This window comes from Nocardia pseudovaccinii (assembly GCF_050942345.1).
GTDB classification, from domain to species: Bacteria; Actinomycetota; Actinomycetes; order Mycobacteriales; family Mycobacteriaceae; genus Nocardia; species Nocardia pseudovaccinii.
In genome coordinates, this window is record NZ_CP192074.1 from 537,918 (window position 1) to 555,689 (window position 17,772).

Genomic DNA, 17,772 nt, shown 5'->3' on the forward strand with positions numbered 1-17,772 from the left:
AGTTTCCCGGTGCCTGCCGATACCTGCCGCTGACCGGTGTCATATCGTCGAGTCGTGAGTACGGTGGCCGCCCAGGACGCGACGATGTACTGGCTGTCGGGCCGTACCCGAAATGACCTCTTCATGCTGTATTGCTTCGACGATTCCGGGCGTTCCGGTGCGCAACTGCGTGAGTTCGTCGCGCACCGCAGTGCGGAGATTGCCGACCTGTCGGTGCGGCTGCGCGAGCTGCCCGGAGATCTGGACTATCCGGCATGGGTTCGGTGTGAATTCCGTGCCGAGCAATTTGTGGAACATATCCTTCCGGAACCGGATTGGCCGAGTGTGTGTGAGGTGCTCGGCAAACTGCTCGGTACCGGCGTGGACGCCGCGGTGCGACCGTGGCGGTTACATGTGTTTCGCGGGGTCGTCGGTGCGCCGGGGGGTGCTGGACCGGCAATGTTAGCTGTATTGCAGATTTCGCACGCGTTGGCGGACGGGCGACGGGGTGCGGAGATCGCCCGGGGGTTGTTTTCCGAGGTTGGTGCGGGTCATCGGGCTGAGGTAGCCGCGCGGGACGGGCAGTTCGTGGCGGCCGAGCGGGTCGCCGCCGCCGGGCCGGTCGTCGGTGCGGCCCCGGTTGTCGATGCTGCCCCGGTTGCTGTGGTGTCGGAATCAGTTGCTCGGGTCGAGCGGTTCGTTTCGGCTGAGCAAGCCGCCGGAGCTGCGCCGATTGCCGAAGCCGCGCCTGTTGCCGATGGCGCCTTTTGTGCCGCGCCGGTTGCTGTATTGCGAGATTCGGTTGCTCGGGCGCTGGGTCGGCATGCTGCCGACTTCGGTCGACGCCTCGGTGCGGCAGTGGCCGAAGCGGCGCCGGTGGATCCCATGTATGTGCATTCGGTGCCCGCCCTGCTTCGGATGCCGATTCAGTTCGCGCGCACAGCGATTCGTGGCTATCAGGCCTTTCGGGCGCAGCAGGAATTGGCCGAATTGACCACTGCGGGAAGGCTTCCGGGGCCGGGGCCCGCGTTCTCACCGAGTCTGCTCAACCGGAGCGATTCGACAGATGGGCACGCCCATCAGGCGCGGATGATCGTCTGCGATGCCGAACGGCTGCGCATCCCGGGCTGCACCGTGACCGTGGTCGCGCTGACCGCCGTGTCGATCGCACTCGATCGCTATCTGACCGCGCGAGGTGAGCGAGCGGACCGCCTGGGCGCGCAAGTGCCGATGGCCTTGTCCGACAATCGGATAGCGGCTCGCAATAACTATCGAAGTCTCGGTGTCGACCTGTTCATCGACGAACCGGACCTACTGGCTCGCGCGAACAAGATCGCCGCAGCCCTCGCCGATCGCCGAACCCGCGCCCAGCATCCACTGCTCACCGCACAGGATCGCGTCACCGCCGTCACGCCCGCCCCACTACTGCGCCGCGACATCGAGCGCTACCCGCTCGACACCGTCCCCGACTCCATCGCCGGACATACCGTGGTGTCCAGCGTCCACCGCGGCCCCGCCGACCTGACCTTCTGCGGCGCACCCGTCCGATTCACCGGTGGCTTCCCCGCAATCGGCTCGGTCATGCACCTGACCCACGGTGTACACGGCCTCGGCGACACCGTCACCGTCTCGATCCACGCCGACACCGCCGCGCTACCGGACATCGATAATTACGTCGACCTGCTGCGCGATGCGCTGAACGAGGTATTCGACTGTGCCATAGGAGGATTGGGAGAGCCCGAAACCTCGACCGGGTGATTCACCGCAGCCCGAGGCAAGTACTTCTACTCATGTCCGAGCGACATCGACATGTTGGAATGCATTGAACGCCTACCTTTTCGGGCGGAGATAGCTACGGCGGCAATCGAGCGGGGCGCAACCATGACCACATCACCAACCGACTCCACGTCGGCGGGCCAGTGGATCGCACGCCTCATCGCGATCGTGCTCCTGATCCCACTGCGCCTGGTGTGGGAGGGCGTCAAGCTGCTCGGCCGCATCACCGCCGCTGCCCTGACCTACATCTGGAGCCACCTACTCGACCCGATCTGCCACCTCGCCTGGCACTGGTTGCTCCGCCCCGCTCGGGCTTTCGTCAAGGACTTCCTCTGGGGTTGGCTCCTGCACTACGTCCTCTGGGGTCTGGTCCTCACCCCACTGGCCACCTTCGCCCTCGACTACTTCCTGCGCCCCCTCCGCCGCGCAGTCGAGGTCTTCCTCTGGCGCCGAATCTTGCGCCCAGCCTCGAACTGGCTCACGAAAAACATCCTGCTCCCGATCGCCGCCATCACCCTGCGGGTCCTGTACCTGGGGTGCAAATACCTGGTCGCCTGGCCTGCCTACCAACTCTGGCACTGGATCCTGTACCCCCTGTGGCGGCTACTCCGCACCGCCCTGATCTACGGCTGGCTCGGCGCAACCGCCATCGTCGGCCTTCTCGTAGTAACCCCCTGCCGCGCCATCTACCGCATAATCCTGCACCCCATCCTCATGACCCTGGCCACCGCCTGGCGCATCACCGTCGTCCGCCCCACCCGCTGGACCTACCTGAATGTCGTTCAGCCGATGAACAAATGGGCCACCCAGATCATGACCACGGTGTTCGGCAGCTGATCCTGTCGGCGCTGGGCCTTGGCTGCCTGGACACCCCCGGCCGAATGTCCGAGCCGCTGTTCGAGCGGGCCCGGCTATCGCAAGGATCCCGAGAGTAAGCCCATCAGTCGGTGCGCCGGTTCGAATGCCAGTTCAAGGATCGAGTCAGTTTCTACTGCTCGTTCGGTGCGAGCACGTCCGGGAAGCCGAACATCGCGTTCAGCGCTGGATTGTGGAGTGCGATCACACGGGAGACGCCGGTGGTAGTTGGGGCCAGCACCACAATGCCGTTTGCCCGGAACACACTGTCGGCCTCTCGGTAGTAGATGACGGCGGCGGGCTGGCCGTTGGCTGTTGTAGCGAGCATCCGCCAGTCGCCGGGTGTGCCGAGCACGTACGCGTCGAGCATGTGCATGCACCTCACCCGGCCTGCGTACCATTCGCGGAATGGCGTCGCCTCCAGCGTGGCGTCCGTGCGCAGCACTTGTTCCAGCAGACCGGCATCGGAACGCTCGAAGGCTGCGATGTAGCCGTCGAGCAGTGCACGCGCCCGCTGGTCGGTCGGTTCGAGCAGTTTCTCGGGCTCCGGATCCAGTTCGTCCAGCCGGGCGCGGGCGCGCTGCAGACCACTCTTCACCGCCGCCGTAGTGGTGCCGAGGATCTCCGCGGTTTCGGCCGCGGAGAATGCCAGCACCTCGCGCAGGATGAGGATCGCGCGCTGGCGGGCGGGCAGGTGCTGCAGGCTCGCGATGAGTGCCAGCCGTAGCGACTCGCGCGCGACCACCGCCGCGGCCGGATCGTCGTTGGCCGGGGCGATCCACCCGTCCGGCAGCGGTTCCAACCACGAGACCTCGCCCGTCGCAACGTGACTCGGCGGTCGATCGGGTCCGTCGTAAGCCCCTGTCAGTCCCGAGGGCAGCACCCGGATCCGACGCGGTTGCAACGCCGTCAGGCAGACATTGGTGGCGATCTTGTAGAGCCAGGACCGAATCGACGCGCGGCCCTCGAAGCCGGCGTAGGAACGCCATGCTCGAAGATATGTTTCCTGTACCAGGTCCTCCGCGTCCTGGGACGAGCCGACCATGCGGTAGCAGTGCGCCAGCAGCTCTCGGCGGAACCGCTCGGTTTCAGCGGCGAACCGGTCCTGGTTCGCCGCCTCCGGCACGCGCGCCGTCATGTCGCGAGTGTAGGCCGCGGCCGGTCGGCCGGGTGCGCGATGGAATCCACAGGCTGCTCCTTGTCCGGACCGGTCCCGCCGGTCGGGACGGTCGCTGATTACGACCGGGATGCTGTTGCGAAGGAATCGAAACGCAGCTCAGGGGTGGTCACGGCAGTAGGGCCAATTTGCCGGTGGTGGCGCGGGATTCGAGTTCCGCGAGAGCCTTCGCGCCGTCGGCCAAGTCGTAGGCGGTGGGGCGAGCGGGCGTGAGTACGCCGTCGGCGATGAGCGCGGACATCTCGCCCATGAGCTCGCCGAAGATCTGTGGCGCGGCCTGGCTCAGCACGCCGATGTTGAGGCCGATGATGTGAACCTGGTGCTTGTACACCAACTCCCAGTTGGTGATCGCGGCTTCACCGCCTGCCACGCCGTAGACGACGATGCGGCCGGTGACCCGCTTGGCCGCGGCCAAGCTGGCGTCGAAGGTGGTGCCGCCCGCGGACTCGAGCACCAGATCGGCGCCGATGCCTCCGGTCAGCCGCAATACCTCGGCGGCGAGGTCCTCGGTGCGGGAGTCCAGGACGTGGTCGGCGCCGAGTGCCCGCACAGTCTCGTGCTTGCCCGGCGAGGCAGTGGCGATGACCGTCGCACCGTAGTACTTGGCCATGGTCACCGCGGCCTGGCCGGTCGCGCCCGCCGCGGCGTGGATCAGCACGGTCTCCCCGGCGGTGATGCGGCCCAGCGGCCTGAGCGCGGCCAGCGCGGTGGGCCAGTTCACGACCAGGCCAAGCGCCTGCTCGGCCGTCCAGCCGTCCGGCACCGGCACCGCCGCAGCCGCGGGCAGGACCATGTACTCGGCGAAAGCCCCGTAGCCGACGCCGATAACCCGGGCCCCTGGTTGCGGGCGGGTCGTTGCCGCACCCACCGCCACGACCTCGCCCGCCGCCTCGAAACCCGCCAGATACGGTGGTTGCGGACCGTCGAGGAACGTGCCGTAGGCCCTCGAGATGTCCGCGAAGTTGACACCGGCGGCAGCGACCCGGATCAGGACCTCGCCCGGACCGGGCACCGGTACCGGTGCGTCGATGATTGAACGCATATCCTGCGGCCCCTTCAGCGAGGTCTGCTGCAGGGCGCGCATAGTGGCGGGAATACTCACAGCCATCAGCTCTCTTTCTCGGCGTGTGTCGCGGTCGGCCGCTTCGGCGGTCTGCACCGTCGACCATGTAGACCACGGTCGCCACAGAAAGGAATCGGCAGCCGCGCATCGTCCGAACATCGACGAACCGGTGATCCCGCGCGAACGCCATGCGGCAGAGCGACCTCGGCAGCAGTCGACGAGAGCGAGGTGTGCTGCCGCCAACCGCGTCGACACCCGGGTCGGGTGGCGCCTGAAATAGCGGTCGACAAGTGGTCCGAAAACAGCAGCAGGTCAGGACCCCTTTGCCATGTCGCAAATCGACAGGCCAAGGGGGCCTGGTGCCGCAGCCGATATGTCTGCCGGTCCATTTCCGGCGGTATCGCGACCTGTTCGAGAAGGTAGAACCTCTGTCAATCGGTCGTAGGTTCGCCTGTGGCGGCCTCAGCTGGGCCGAGAGCTCGTGGGGGTGCGGTGAGGGCTTGCGTCGCACCGAGAACTGCGCCGATACCCGCGCCGATGGCGGCGAGCGGTGCCGCCATGAGGGCCGCGCCGTATGCGGCGCCGATGGGCCCCGCGGCGAGACCGATCGGTGCGAAAGGCACACCGATCAGCAGACCGAGTGCACCGCCGACACCTGCGCCGATCAGTGCGAACGGGCTCGCCACCGTTGCGCCCGCGGCAGCACCGAGCGCCGCGGAGCCGACGGTCTGACCCGCGACGCGATCGGAGCGAGTGCGCTCCATACCCACCGAGTCGAAGAACGTTGCGAGATCGGCCTCGGTCACCGCCGCGGCGTCGTTGAGTTGGATGGCGGGCTCCCTCGGCAGCCAATCCGGTGCCTCGACCTGTACGTTTCCGAAACGCAACATGCCCGGCGGCGGCGCGATCGGCGGCACCGGTGCGACCGGGACCGGGCCGTGTAGCGACTCGATCGGCGATAGATACTCGTTTTTCGGTACCGGTCGCGCCCACTGCAGCGAACTGCGCGTGTCGTCCGGGATTCGTGTTCCCCGGTACGGGCGCACATTCGGCACTTGGGCGTCGGGCCAGTCCGGGGACTGCTTCGTCTGCTCTGCCAGCACGGTGGGGGTCGCCTCGGCCGAATCCGTGTCGTCGGCCACGAAGGCAACGTGGCCGCCGTGCTCGGTCTGGCTCACCGGAACGTGCCGGTCGAGCTCGGCGTTCGCGGTTCCGTTGCTCCCCACCATGGTGAGAACAACGGGAACCGCTCCCGCCACGACCATCGACCCCATCTTCTGTTGACGCGGACTGACTTTTCTGTGCTTGCCTGTGCCCATCTATTACCTTTCACAGTGCAGAGAACTTGTTGATTCGCATTCGGATCACGGGGGCGTCTTGGATGGTCGAGAATGCGGTGACAGGTTCGAATCAGGGCCACCATCAGGACTTTCCGGGCATTTCAGCAGGCTGGATCGTGGTGTCCATGTCCGCCATCCATGCCGCGACAATGAACATGACTCGGTCGCACCCTCCGAGCAGTCGGAGCTGAATCCCGAGAGAGTGGCTACGAAATTCGCGTTGAACAGGCGACGCTGAGCGTTCGCGAGCGTAGCGAGGACAATACGAAAAACGCCCCTGACCAGCCAACTTTGGCTTGTCAGGGGCGTTCGCCGTGGCGGAGGATAGGGGATTTGAACCCCTGAGGGCGTTAACCCAACCCGCGTTCCAGGCGAGCGCCATAGGCCACTAGGCGAATCCTCCGTGCAGCAGCATACCGGGTGCCCCCGGCCGGTCACCAAATTGGGGCTGGTCGGGGCGGGGAACTCCCAGTTCGGCCCCGTTTCGACCCCTTGCGGTCCACCCCGGTGGTGATCATTGCCGGATCCGCCCGCTACACTTGCATACGGATCCCGCGCGGCGCGCATCCTGTGAACTCCCCCAGGGCCGGAAGGCAGCAAGGGTCAACGGGCTCTGCCGGGTGCGCGGGGTCCCCTATATTCACTCCAATTCGGAGCAACCGCCGGGTAACGTGAACACGGTCCGCCGGACGTCGAACGCGCTCGGCTGGATCAACGGGTCCGACCGCGGTAATCGGCTCGGACGTCAATCGCCCCTTCGCTGCTTCGAAAGGCTGCTCAGGATGCCCCGGCAAACGCAGATCGGTTTGATGAGCCCCCCGGAGCTCGTGTCCGAACACGAGACCCAGACCGCGAATTACGCGACGCTCAAGACCGAGAAGCTCACGCTGGATCTGACCAGGGGTAAACCTTCGCCGGAACAACTCGACCTCTCCGCGGAACTGCTCACGCTGCCCGGTCCCGGCGATTTCAAGGACGGCACCGGCACCGACTGCCGCAACTACGGTGGGCTGCACGGTCTCCCGGAATTGCGCGCGATCTTCGGTGAGCTGCTCGGCATTCCGGTCGAGAACCTGATCGCGGGCAATAACGCCAGCCTCGAGCTGATGCACGATGTGATCAGCTACGCGTTGCTGTACGGCACACCGGATTCCGAGCGCCGCTGGGTGGCCGAGTCCACGCTGAAGTTCCTCTGCCCGAGCCCCGGCTACGACCGGCACTTCGCGATCACCGAGGCGCTCGGCTTCGAGATGATTCCGATTCCGATCGGTCACGACGGACCGGATGTGCACGCCATCGCCGGACTGGTGGCCGATGATCCGCAGATCAAGGGTCTGTGGGCGGTGCCGAACTACTCCAACCCGACCGGCGTCGTCTTCTCCGAAGAGGTTGTCCAGGAGTTGGTTTCGATGCCAACCGCGGCGCCGGACTTCCGCCTGTTCTGGGACAACGCCTACGCGGTGCATCCGCTGACCGATACCGCCGCACCCGTCCTCGACGTGCTCGGTATGGCGGCCGCGGCCGGAAACCCGAACCGCGCCATTGTTTTCGCCTCCACCTCGAAGATCACCTTCGCCGGTGCGGGGGTGAGCTTCCTCGGTGCGTCCACGCCGAACCTGAACTGGTACCTCGAGCACGCGGCGAAGAAGAGCATCGGCCCGGACAAGATCAACCAACTGCGTCACCTGCGGTTCTTCAAGGACGCCGACGGCGTGCGCGCGCATATGCAGAAGCATCGCGCCATCCTCGAACCGAAATTCGCACTGGTACTGAAGATTCTGGAGGATCGGCTCGGCGCGTCCAAGGTGGCGTCCTGGACCGAACCGAAGGGCGGCTACTTCATCAGCCTCGATGTCCTGGAGGGCACCGCGGCCAGGGTGATCGCGCTGGCCAAGGATGCGGGCATCGCGCTCACCGCGGCCGGTTCGGCCTTCCCGTACCGGAATGACCCGGAGGACAAGAACATCCGCATCGCCCCCAGCTTCCCGCAGCTGCCGGAACTGGAGAAGGCGATGGACGGTCTGGCCACCTGCGTACTGCTCGCGGCCACCGAGAAATTGCTCGGCAAATAGCTGGACACACAACGGGCGCATACCGAATCGGTATGCGCCCGTTGTGTTTTCGCTCGAATGTCAGTGCGGCTTATGCGCCAGTACGGCGAACATGGTCACCGATAGGTGGACGTCACCGGTTTCGGCCCCCCGTTCCAGATCCGCGATGAGCTGTTCGCGCTGTGCCTCGGTGATGGAACCGCGCGCGACCGCCATGGCGGAGATGCGGTTGACCAGCGCGCCCGCGCCGACCGTCCGGTCCTGTACCAGTGCGTGCGAGCCGACCTCATCGATAACCAGACCGGCCTTGGTCAGCAAGCCGGGTAGCCTGCGGCCGGAGAAAGGGTTGGTGGTCGCGGCGATCAGGGTGTCGACCACCTCGCGAACCACGTGACGGTCGCCCGGATGCACGATTGCCGTACCCCAGTCGCTGTCCATCACAACCACACGGCCCCCGGGCTTGAGCACCCGAGCGATCTCGTTGGCGGCACGACTCGGCGCGGTCAGGTGTTGGAACACCCGCTCGCAGAGCGCGGCGTCGAAGGTTTTCGCGCCGAACGGCAGCCCGTAGGCGTCGCCGGAATGGAACTTGGCCGTCGAACCGGCCTGTTCGGCGCGGCGTTCGGCGGAGGTCAGCAGCTGCGGATCGGGTTCGACACCGATCGCGGTGCCGGTCGGGCCGACCGCATCCGCGAAGGCGATGACCTCCGTGCCGGTGCCTGATCCGACATCGACCGCACTCTCGCCGGGCTGTAGCGCCAATGCTTCATGTGCCCACGTGCGCAGTCGGCGGATGCCCGGCAGTGCCGCCTGCAGATCCCGCACGTCGACCAACTGATCCTGGCCCGCGCTATCGAAGCGATCCGGGCGTAACCCCTGCATATTCATGGGCCCGATTCCGTCTCTAGGTATTGCCGTCGTCTGAGGCATGGCGCTGAGCCTACTTCGGCACCGACCGCATCGCACGGCAGGACTGTGAGGTGGGTCACGATTCGGGCATGCCATCGATCCGGGTGGGCCGGACCACGCAACGGTTCCGAGTGAGATGATCGGAGAAGTCCGGTACCAGCGAAAGGAAGTCCCGTGCCCAAAGCGAAGTCCGCGACTGTCAAGCTGTGTCTCGCCCAGGAGCCGGAGGCGGACAAACTCCTTTCCGAGGATTCCTTCGCGTTGCTGACGGGCATGCTGCTCGATCAGCAGTTCCCGCTCGAACACGCCTTCCGCGGGCCGAAGAAGATCGCCGACCGCATGGACGGCTTCGATATCCAGCGGATCGCCGACGCCGATACCGAGGCGTTCGAAGAACTGTGCGCGACCCCGCCCGCCATTCATCGCTACGGCCGGTCCATGGCCCGCCGCACCCAGGAACTCGCGCGCTATGTGGTCGAGCATTACGACGGCAAGACCGAACGCATCTGGACCCAGGGTGATCCGGACGGCAAAGAGGTGCTGCGCCGTTTGAAGGACCTGCCGGGCTACGGCGATCAGAAGGCCAGGATCTTCCTCGCGCTGCTCGGCAAGCAGCTCGGTGTGCAGCCGAAGGGCTGGGAGCCAGCGGCAGGCGCCTACTCCGAAGCGGGCTCCCGGCGCTCGGCCGCCGATATCGTCGACAGCGAATCCCTTGTGGAAGTAAGGGCTTTCAAGAAGCAGATGAAGGCCGCGGCCAAGAAGTCCTGAAGTCGCTCGAGGTTTGCCTATTCGAATCTGCCTGCATTTTTCCCTCGTGCCCGATTGAGTTCTCGTCGATGCTTTTCCCTCGGTAGCAACACCTAGATGAGGGAACGCAGTACATGAAGATGAGGAAACTCGCCGTCGTCGCGGCGCTGGTGACCATGGCGACCGGTGTGGCCGCGGGCACCTCGGGCGCCGCCCCGGCCGTGACCGAAAGCGACGACAGCGCAATAAATTTCACCGCGGAAGCGGTAAACGATTCATCGATTATCAAGACCGACGCGGGTTCGCTGGCGGTCGAGGGTGATGTCTTCGAGATCAAGGCGGCCGATGGCACCGTGCTCGCGGGCACCCCGCTGCGGTTCCGGATCGACGACTTCGAATTCCCGATCGCCGCACAGATTTCCGATCGCACCGCGACATTGACCCCGCAAATCGATCGCGAACAGGCGGTCTACAAGCCGGTCGCGCTGCCCTATGAGGACCAGGCCCCCTGGAAGACCCCGTACGACCGTGAGGTCGCGGCGTGGACCCGCTTCACGAGCACCGTCTCGGCGGCGGCCACCATCGGCACGCTGGCCGGCGGTCTCATCGGTGGTGCGGCGGGCTGCGTGCTCGGCGGTATCGCCGGTGCCACTGTCGCCTCGGCGACCATCGTCGGCCTGTTCGGTCCGTTCATTCCGGCCGCCGCCGTCGGCTGCCTCGGCGGCATCATCGCCGTTGGTGCCCTCGGCACCCTGGCCGGTCAGATCCTGGTGACCGCGCCGGTCGCGATCGGTGCGGCGATCCAGTACTTCACCACCATCAACCAGCCGTTCGTCCCGGCGAAATAGGCCGCACGGCAGCCGTGGCCCCACCGTCGCCACGGAAACAGGCCCCGCCCAGTACCTCTCGCTGGGCGGGGCCTTCTTGTGGCCGGGAAGACCGGGCCGACCCGGCTAGCATGCTCTGGCTGTTCAGAGACACTGGAAGCGGAAGGGGATAGTGATGAGCTTCGAAACCAAGCGTGTTCTGCGGATCGCCCTACTCTTCGCGACGGCCGGTGTCACGCTGCTGATCGGTGCGGGTACTGCCGTTGCCGATGACTGGCCCTCGAACGGCGACGGCGGACTCGAGGTCCATGAGACCAAGGACTTCGCGGTCCAATCCGATCCCGACTACTGGAATCCATTCTCCGACCGGAACCGGTTGACCTCACCGTTCGGTACGAGCACCCGGATCGTCTGCACCAGTTTCCATGGCGTACAGCAGGATTGCTGGCAGGCGGACCTGGACGGCAACCCGCACAAGCTCGATATCGCCCCGCTCGACCTGCCGTACGCCGGCTCTAGCGGGACCGGCCACTTCGGGCCCAAGCATTACGTCCACCCGGGCTGATCCCGCCACGGACACAGGCCTCGCTCAGTACTGAGCGAGGCCTTTTGTGTCGATCGGCAAGATCATGACCAGGTCTTTTATGCGCGCGCATTACTTGCGTTGACATTTAATGCGCATGCATCTAAATTACCGAACGTGACTATGACAGCTACCGCATCCGAGACCCGGACCGCCGCATCTACCGAGCACACCCCGGGCCGTTGGGGCCCGACGTTGTGGGCCGTGCTGTTCGTCGCCGGTCTGGCGATGTTCCTCGACGCACTCGACGTCTCGATGGTCGGCGTCGCCCTCCCGTCCATCGGATCCGAACTCGGGCTCAACACCGAGAGCCTGCAGTGGATCGTCAACGGCTACATCCTCGGCTACGGCGGCCTGCTGCTGCTCGGTGGCCGCGCTGCCGACCTGCTCGGCCGTCGACAGGTATTCCTCACGGCCCTGGTGGTTTTCGGACTCGCCTCACTCGCGGGCGGTCTGGTCGACGACGGTGCGCTGCTGATCGCCAGCCGCATCATCAAGGGCGTCGCCGCCGCATTCACCGCACCCGCCGCACTTTCGATCATCACCACCACCTTCAAGGAAGGTCACGATCGCAACCGCGCACTGTCGATCTTCACGGTCTTCGGCGCCACCGGTTACGCCTCCGGCCTGATCGTCTCGGGTCTGCTCACCGGCATCGACTGGCGACTGACCTTCTACGTCCCGGTGCTGGTCGTCGCGGCCGTGGTGGTTACCGCCTACTTCGTGGTGCCGCGCAATATCGAGAAGGAACAGGGTCGCGTCGACTTCGCCGGTGCCGCACTGCTGACCGGCGGCATGCTGGCCGCCGTCTACACCATCGTCACCGCACCCGAAAAGGGTCTCACCGCAACGGTTGTCGCGACCGCGGTAATCGCCGTCGCCCTGCTCAGCGCGTTCTTCGTGGTGGAGAACAAGGTGGCCCACCCGCTGGTGCGGCTGAGCATCTTCAAGGTGAAGTCGATTGTGCGCGCGAATCTGGCCGCACTGGCCATCTTCGGCTCCTACATCAGCTTCCAGACGATCGTGTCGCTGTACCTGCAGAACACCCTGGGTTGGGAGCCGCTGAAGATGGCGCTGGCCCTGGCTCCGACGGGCATTATCGTGGCGATCCTGTCGCCGGTCGCGGGCAAGCTGATCGACCGCTACGGCACCACGCCGATGATCATCGCCTCGATGACCTCGTTCGTGATCGGGTACGTCTGGTTCATCTCCTTCGGCGGTAGCGCCGACCCGACCTACGTCGTGGACTACCTGCCCGCGTTCCTGCTGCTCGGTCTCGGCTTCGCGCTCGGCTTCTCCTCGGTCATGGTGCAGGCCACCGAGGGCATCGCAGACCACGAGCAGGGGCTGGCATCGGGACTGGTGCAGACCTCCGGCCAGATCGGTGGCGCGGTCGTGCTCGCCGTGGTCACCGGGCTGATCAGCGGTGGCGCCGCCACCAGCATCGCGCAGTACCGGCCGGGTCTGTACCTCGTCACCGTGGTCGCGCTGGTCGGGCTGGTCGCCTCGGCCACCGCACTGCTGGCCCGTCGTCAGTTGGTCGTGGAAGCGGCGTAACCGAACAGCCCGGGATCGGGCGAGCCAGTCACCCCATGGGGGTCGCCGAAGCGGCGACCCCCATTCGGCTTTTTCGGACAAATCGTGCTCTGGGCCACATTTGCTCGGAACCCGGTGCGCGCCAAGGATTTCGGAACGAACCACGCATCCGCGGAGTTCCCGCTCCGCCGATAGGGCTTGGTGCGCGGCGATTTCGGTGTTAACTTTGATCCCATGTCTTCGAGCCGTCCGACCGCACTGCGGGTCACCTACGTGACCGCCGCACTGGGTCTGCGACTGCCGTTGACTCGCGAACTGTGTTGTTCCTGCTGCAGCTGAGCCGCTTTTTCGGCTCGTGCGCTGCCCCGCCGCCGCACGTGTAGGCACGTCCCGTGGTACGGGACTTCAGCAAGGAATCTTCATATGTCCCTCACCCTTGATCGATCCGGCTCCAGGGTCGTAACCGGTCGTGTCCGTGTCCAGCGTCCCGTCATCGCGCCGGAACTCCGCATCGCCGACAATCCGGCCGCAGCCGTGATGCGCGCCGCGACCGGCGGTCCGGTCTCCCGTGACAATGCCGCGCGCACAACGGGTTTGAGCATCGCGACGGTCAACCGCCAAGTCTCGGCGCTATTGGCCGCCCGACTGCTGCGCGAGCGACCCGACCTGACCGCATCGGGTGCGGTCGGCCGTCCGCGGGTGCCGTTCGAAATCGACCACGAGGCCTATCTGACCCTCGGCATCCACATCGGCGCCGCGGTCACCAAGATCGTCGCGGCCGATCTGCGCGGGCGCATCCTCGGCGGGCTGGCGATCGCGACGCCGCAGACCGGTCAGGACTTCGCGACCACGACGGTCGCGCGCAGCGCCAAGGCCTTCCTGCAGCGCTGGCATCGGCGCAAACCACTCTGGGCCGGTGTGGCGATCGGTGGACGGGTCGATGCGGCGACCGGTGTCGTCGATCACCCCAAGCTGGCTTGGCAAGGGGCGCAGGTCGGTTCGGTGCTCGGCGAGGTGCTCGAGCTGCCGGTCTCGGTTGCCCCGCACGTCGAGGCGATGGCCGCGTCGGAACTGCTGTTGCCGACCGGCGAGCCGCGGGGAACCACCGGCCCCGGCAGCAGCCTGTACTTCTATGTTCGCGAAACCGCCGGTATCGCAGTGACTTTGGACGGCCGGGTGCATACCCCCAGTAGCGGCCCCGGTTCGATCGCGCACTTCCCGACCGGCTCCGATGTCGAATGCGCCTGCGGACGGCGCGGCTGCCTCGAGGTGACCGTCGGTGATCGGTCGCTGCACGCCAGAGCCGTTGGGCGCGGGATCATTCCGGCGCACAAGGGCACCGGCGGCACCACCATCGCCGACCTGTACCGCGCCGCCGAGGCGGGCGCGGCGGATGCACAGGAGCTGCTCGCCGAGCGCGCCACCATCCTCGGACACACCGTCGCGATGGTCCGCGACATGCTCAACCCGGACCGCGTGATCCTCGGCGGCCAGGCGTTCACCGGCTACCGCCCCGCGGTCGCCCACGTTGCCCGCGCCTTCACCCAGTCCTCCCAACTTCCACCGACCGACATCCGCATCAGCGGATTCGGCGGCAAGGTGCAGGAATTCGCGGCGGTGGTCACCTCACTCAGCGCCATCTACGCCGACCCCCTCGCCGCCATCCACCGCACAGCACTGAACGACTGATCGACGGCAACGATCGGCCGGCCACTGGGACGACCCCGGTGGCCGGTCGAATTGCATTGTGCCGCCGCGGTATTCCACCTGGCCCTGATCAATCGCCTTGCGTACTTGCGCCCGCCGCGACGAGCACGACCGTCCGGCGATCTGCACATCGGGAAGTCCGCGAACCGCAGTGTCGGCCCGGTTGTTCGCTCGCTCGACCGGATGCTTCGTACGTGCGGCTATCCACCGGGCGGCTCGGCATGGGCCGATGGACACCGGCTTATGCGAAGAGTCCTTCGAGGGCGGTGATGAAGTACGGGAAGTGGCCTGCGAAGCGTTGCAGGTTGCGGTCGCGTTCGAAGGTGCCGAACCAGTAGAGGCCGGGCTGGGAGTCGGCGGCGAGGTTCAGGTCGCGGAAGGCGCGGATCCAGTTGTCGGCGCGGCCGCCGATCACCATGAACGGCAGTGCGCGGGAGAAGACCAATTCCTGGTCGGCGGGTGGGATCTGGTCGCGGGTGGTCGCGTCGAGGCCGCGCTGCAGTGCGCGGATCTGGCCGACGAGTTCGCGGCCCTGGGCCGTGCGTACCGGTAGGAATCGCGGGAGCAATACCGTCGCGACGCCCGCGAGCAGGATTGCGACGCCGACCAGTGCACTGCCCGAGGTGAGCGCCAAGGCGATGGTCGCGGCGATACCGGCGACGATCAGTGCCCCACCCAACAGGATCGGCAATCCGATGCGGGCCCGATCGATGAAAGCGCCGCGTTCGACCGCATCGGCGAGCATTGCGCTGCGCACCGTTTGGGACTGCAGGCGTCCCGGCGCACGCAACTCGCCGACGGTCACCGAATCGGTGCCGTCCGGCAGCAGTGCGCGGTAAACCGCCTTCTCGTAATCGCGTAGCTGGTCATCGGGTGCGTTCACCCGGTCGATGCGCCAGTCGCTATCGCTGACGGGCGTGATCCAGATGTACCGGCGCACGGCGAGGTCGATCACCGTCGCGGCGATATCGCTCGGATCGGCATGTTCGTCGAGCAAGACGCCCGCCTCGCCGGGCAGGATACCGTCCGGCGAGGTGAACTGGACCTGCGTACCGTCGCGCAGCAGCGGATCGATCGTCTCCGAACCGGCTGTGGCGGCGGCGTTTTCCCGCCTGGTCTTGAGCACATAGCCCGCCATCGCGGCCAGTGCGAGCAGCAGCACACCGAATGCGACGAGCACCGGAGTCGTGAAGGAGAAGGCGCCTGCCTCGCTGTTGTCGCGAATATCGGCGTTGGCGGGCACCGTGCCGGGCGGCAGCTGCAGGGTCAGGTCGATATTGTCGCCCTTGCGTAGGTCGGTCTGGCGCCAGTAGAGCACCCCGTCCGCCTCGATCTGCAGATCGGAGCACTGCCGCAGATTGCCGGGCGGGCCCAATTTGCAGTCCACCACGCCCATTTCGTAGCTCGGGCTGATCAAGGATGCGTCGATCGATGCGACATCGGCATTGATGGTGCCCAGCCAGCGGAAGACCTGGGTGCCGGGTGCGTCGCTGACCGTGTTGTGGATCGCGTAGGTGAACGTCGATTCGCCCGGCTTGGCATCGATGGTGAACAGGTCGTTCGCGACCGTCGCGGTGCCGGGGCCTTTGGTATCGACACCGGTGACTTTGAAGACGCGTTCGACATCGTTGCCGACCTTGAGGCGCAGCGGCAGAGTCATTTTGAAGCCGCTGTCGGCGGGGACGGTCACCTTCTCGGTGACCTCGAGCACACCCTCGCGGCTCAGTTTCAGATCCGCGACAATATCGACGCCATCGGTTGCGGGCTCCGTGTGGGCAACCGGTGCGGCGGCCAGCATTCCCGCAGCGGCGAGAAGCAGCGCGCTCACGGCGCCCCCCCGAAAAGTCAGCATGGCTGCCTACTCTAGACAAGTTGCTAAGCTGCGTCAGCAGCCCGGCGCGAGCGACGGGCCCGCAGGCGGTAGCGCTCGGATAGGTACAGTCGGCCGTCGGCCGCCCGTTGAGGGTGGTGGTGGGTGACGGGCGGGCCCACGAAGGGACCCGGGAGCGCCGCAAATTCAATACCGTAGGCGATCATGAGATGAGGGGGTACGGGGGCGTGACCCAACCACCGTACGGCTACGGGCCGGTTCCGCCTGGTGGACAACCGGTTCCGCCGCGTCCCGGTTCGCCATATGGGCAGCCCGGATATCGTCCCGCGCCGGGGCAGCCCGTTTATGGGCAGCCCGGATATGGCCAGCAGCCGGGCTATCCACCCGGTTACGGCCAACCCGGTTACGGTCCGCCGCCGGGTTATGGCCAGCAGCCCGGTTATCCGGCGCCCGGATACGGACAGCGTGCGCCGATGCCGCCGCCGACGCCCTACGGCCCACCCGGACGTCCACCACAGAAGCGCAAGGGCGGCGGCGGATGGATCGCGCTGCTGCTGATCATCGTCTTCGTGGTCGCGGGTGGCCTGGTGCGTGGCGCGTTTTCGCATGGCAGGCTCAGCAGCACCGCGTCCGGCCCCGGTCCGAGCATGACCTATACGCCGGATTCGAACGGCGGCGTATCGGAGACCGGAACCAACCCCCTGCTGACCGATCCGAACACCACCTTGATCCCGGCGAAGTGCTCGTACGCACCGTGGAGCACGCAGGTGGACACCGCGCGCAAGTTCTTCGAAACCGCCGCGAGCTGCCTCGAGTCGGCGTGGAAACCCGTACTGGCACAGAAGAATCTGCCGTTCCAGTCGCCGACACTGAATGTCAGCGCGAGCACGGACGGCATCACCACGCCGTGCACCGGTTCCACGAGTAATTTCGCCGCGTTCTACTGCCCGGCGAACAAGACGATCTACATGCCGCTCAGTCAGCTGCAGACCGATCTGTTCAAGGACAACTGGATCGTCTACCTCTCGGTCTTCGCCCACGAATACGGCCACCACGTGCAGGCGATGGCCGGAATCCTGCGCAAGGCCAACAGCGATCGCGTCGACGCGGGCGTGCGCAGTGAGAGGGGTTTGGAGCTGTCGCGCCGAATCGAGTTGCAGGCCAACTGCTTCGACGGCATGTACCTCGGCTCCTCGGCCAATGGCGGTTCGCTGACCACGGGGCAGATCACCCTCGCCCGCCGCGACGCCCACGGCCGCGGTGACCAGCGCGGCGATATGCGCGATCACGGTACCGCGGACAACGGTGGCACGTGGTTCGAGATCGGCGTGGACAAAGACCGTGCGGCACAGTGCAATACGTTCACCGCATCGGCCAGTTCGGTGTCGTGA

Annotated in this window: 14 protein-coding genes, 1 tRNA gene and 1 other RNA gene; 10 read left to right on the forward strand and 6 right to left on the reverse strand. The window is 66.2% G+C overall.

The window, feature by feature from the left end; translation table 11 throughout:
• The first annotated feature begins 54 nt into the window (after positions 1-54).
• Positions 55-1,737 (forward strand): WS/DGAT domain-containing protein, encoded by a 1,683-nt coding sequence (locus ACQPZ2_RS02505; RefSeq protein ID WP_433524121.1) that lies wholly within the window; start codon positions 55-57, stop codon positions 1,735-1,737.
• A 123-nt stretch (positions 1,738-1,860) separates the two neighbouring features.
• A complete protein-coding gene (locus ACQPZ2_RS02510; protein ID WP_433524122.1) occupies positions 1,861-2,592 on the forward strand; it encodes a hypothetical protein in 732 nt (243 codons plus the stop codon).
• A 151-nt stretch (positions 2,593-2,743) separates the two neighbouring features.
• Here the strand turns inward: ACQPZ2_RS02510 and ACQPZ2_RS02515 are convergent, their stop codons facing one another.
• The 4 genes from ACQPZ2_RS02515 to ACQPZ2_RS02530 form a co-directional block, all read right to left on the reverse strand.
• Positions 2,744-3,748, reverse strand: a complete 1,005-nt coding sequence (locus ACQPZ2_RS02515) for an RNA polymerase subunit sigma-70 (RefSeq protein ID WP_433524123.1) — start codon at positions 3,746-3,748, stop codon at positions 2,744-2,746.
• Between the two features lie 148 nt (positions 3,749-3,896).
• Positions 3,897-4,895, reverse strand: coding sequence for an NADPH:quinone oxidoreductase family protein (locus ACQPZ2_RS02520; RefSeq protein ID WP_433524124.1), 999 nt, complete (start codon positions 4,893-4,895; stop codon positions 3,897-3,899).
• Positions 4,896-5,281: 386 nt separating this feature from the next.
• Positions 5,282-6,115: a hypothetical protein gene (locus tag ACQPZ2_RS02525; protein WP_433524125.1), complete on the reverse strand. Its 834-nt coding sequence runs from the start codon at positions 6,113-6,115 to the stop codon at positions 5,282-5,284.
• Positions 6,116-6,505: 390 nt separating this feature from the next.
• Positions 6,506-6,593: transfer RNA gene (locus ACQPZ2_RS02530), tRNA-Ser, on the reverse strand.
• A gap of 141 nt (positions 6,594-6,734) precedes the next feature.
• Here ACQPZ2_RS02530 and ffs point away from each other — a divergent pair.
• Both ffs and ACQPZ2_RS02540 read left to right on the forward strand, forming a co-directional pair.
• An RNA gene (gene ffs / locus ACQPZ2_RS02535) (signal recognition particle sRNA small type) lies at positions 6,735-6,829 on the forward strand.
• Between the two features lie 143 nt (positions 6,830-6,972).
• Complete coding sequence (locus tag ACQPZ2_RS02540; RefSeq protein ID WP_433524126.1) at positions 6,973-8,262, forward strand: aminotransferase class I/II-fold pyridoxal phosphate-dependent enzyme; 1,290 nt, start codon at positions 6,973-6,975, stop codon at positions 8,260-8,262.
• Between the two features lie 60 nt (positions 8,263-8,322).
• Here ACQPZ2_RS02540 and ACQPZ2_RS02545 read toward each other — a convergent pair whose 3' ends face one another.
• On the reverse strand, positions 8,323-9,129 hold the full coding sequence (locus tag ACQPZ2_RS02545) for a methyltransferase domain-containing protein (protein WP_433524127.1): 807 nt from the start codon (positions 9,127-9,129) through the stop codon (positions 8,323-8,325).
• A gap of 195 nt (positions 9,130-9,324) precedes the next feature.
• Here ACQPZ2_RS02545 and ACQPZ2_RS02550 point away from each other — a divergent pair, with 195 nt between their 5' ends.
• The 5 genes from ACQPZ2_RS02550 (at position 9,325) to ACQPZ2_RS02570 (ending at position 14,532) form a co-directional block, all read left to right on the forward strand.
• Positions 9,325-9,918: an HhH-GPD-type base excision DNA repair protein gene (locus tag ACQPZ2_RS02550; protein ID WP_433524128.1), complete on the forward strand. Its 594-nt coding sequence runs from the start codon at positions 9,325-9,327 to the stop codon at positions 9,916-9,918.
• 113 nt (positions 9,919-10,031) lie between these two features.
• On the forward strand, positions 10,032-10,745 hold the full coding sequence (locus ACQPZ2_RS02555; RefSeq protein WP_433524129.1) for a hypothetical protein: 714 nt from the start codon (positions 10,032-10,034) through the stop codon (positions 10,743-10,745).
• Positions 10,746-10,899: 154 nt separating this feature from the next.
• Positions 10,900-11,289 carry a hypothetical protein gene (locus ACQPZ2_RS02560; protein WP_433524130.1) on the forward strand — a complete coding sequence of 130 codons (390 nt, stop codon included), beginning with the start codon at positions 10,900-10,902 and terminating at the stop codon, positions 11,287-11,289.
• Between the two features lie 141 nt (positions 11,290-11,430).
• Entirely contained in the window at positions 11,431-12,864 is a 1,434-nt protein-coding gene (locus tag ACQPZ2_RS02565) for an MFS transporter (RefSeq protein ID WP_433527296.1), read from the forward strand.
• A 402-nt stretch (positions 12,865-13,266) separates the two neighbouring features.
• Positions 13,267-14,532 (forward strand): ROK family protein, encoded by a 1,266-nt coding sequence (locus tag ACQPZ2_RS02570; RefSeq protein ID WP_433524131.1) that lies wholly within the window; start codon positions 13,267-13,269, stop codon positions 14,530-14,532.
• Positions 14,533-14,791: 259 nt separating this feature from the next.
• Here ACQPZ2_RS02570 and ACQPZ2_RS02575 read toward each other — a convergent pair whose 3' ends face one another.
• Positions 14,792-16,378 (reverse strand): DUF2207 family protein, encoded by a 1,587-nt coding sequence (locus ACQPZ2_RS02575; protein WP_433524132.1) that lies wholly within the window; start codon positions 16,376-16,378, stop codon positions 14,792-14,794.
• A 230-nt stretch (positions 16,379-16,608) separates the two neighbouring features.
• On the opposite strand from ACQPZ2_RS02575, the gene ACQPZ2_RS02580 reads away from it, so the two are divergent.
• Complete coding sequence (locus tag ACQPZ2_RS02580; protein ID WP_433524133.1) at positions 16,609-17,772, forward strand: neutral zinc metallopeptidase; 1,164 nt, start codon at positions 16,609-16,611, stop codon at positions 17,770-17,772.

What these genes read in the sequence shown, in the direction of transcription:
- ACQPZ2_RS02510 (WP_433524122.1), top strand. Translation starts at nt 1,861, where the DNA reads ATGACCACATCACCAACCGACTCCACGTCGGCGGGCCAGTGGATCGCA.
- ACQPZ2_RS02515 (WP_433524123.1), bottom strand. Translation starts at nt 3,748, where the DNA reads ATGACGGCGCGCGTGCCGGAGGCGGCGAACCAGGACCGGTTCGCCGCT.
- ACQPZ2_RS02520 (WP_433524124.1), bottom strand. Translation starts at nt 4,895, where the DNA reads ATGGCTGTGAGTATTCCCGCCACTATGCGCGCCCTGCAGCAGACCTCG.
- ACQPZ2_RS02525 (WP_433524125.1), bottom strand. Translation starts at nt 6,115, where the DNA reads ATGGTCGTGGCGGGAGCGGTTCCCGTTGTTCTCACCATGGTGGGGAGC.
- ACQPZ2_RS02540 (WP_433524126.1), top strand. Translation starts at nt 6,973, where the DNA reads ATGCCCCGGCAAACGCAGATCGGTTTGATGAGCCCCCCGGAGCTCGTG.
- ACQPZ2_RS02545 (WP_433524127.1), bottom strand. Translation starts at nt 9,129, where the DNA reads ATGAATATGCAGGGGTTACGCCCGGATCGCTTCGATAGCGCGGGCCAG.
- ACQPZ2_RS02555 (WP_433524129.1), top strand. Translation starts at nt 10,032, where the DNA reads ATGAAGATGAGGAAACTCGCCGTCGTCGCGGCGCTGGTGACCATGGCG.
- ACQPZ2_RS02560 (WP_433524130.1), top strand. Translation starts at nt 10,900, where the DNA reads ATGAGCTTCGAAACCAAGCGTGTTCTGCGGATCGCCCTACTCTTCGCG.
- ACQPZ2_RS02565 (WP_433527296.1), top strand. Translation starts at nt 11,431, where the DNA reads ATGACAGCTACCGCATCCGAGACCCGGACCGCCGCATCTACCGAGCAC.
- ACQPZ2_RS02570 (WP_433524131.1), top strand. Translation starts at nt 13,267, where the DNA reads ATGTCCCTCACCCTTGATCGATCCGGCTCCAGGGTCGTAACCGGTCGT.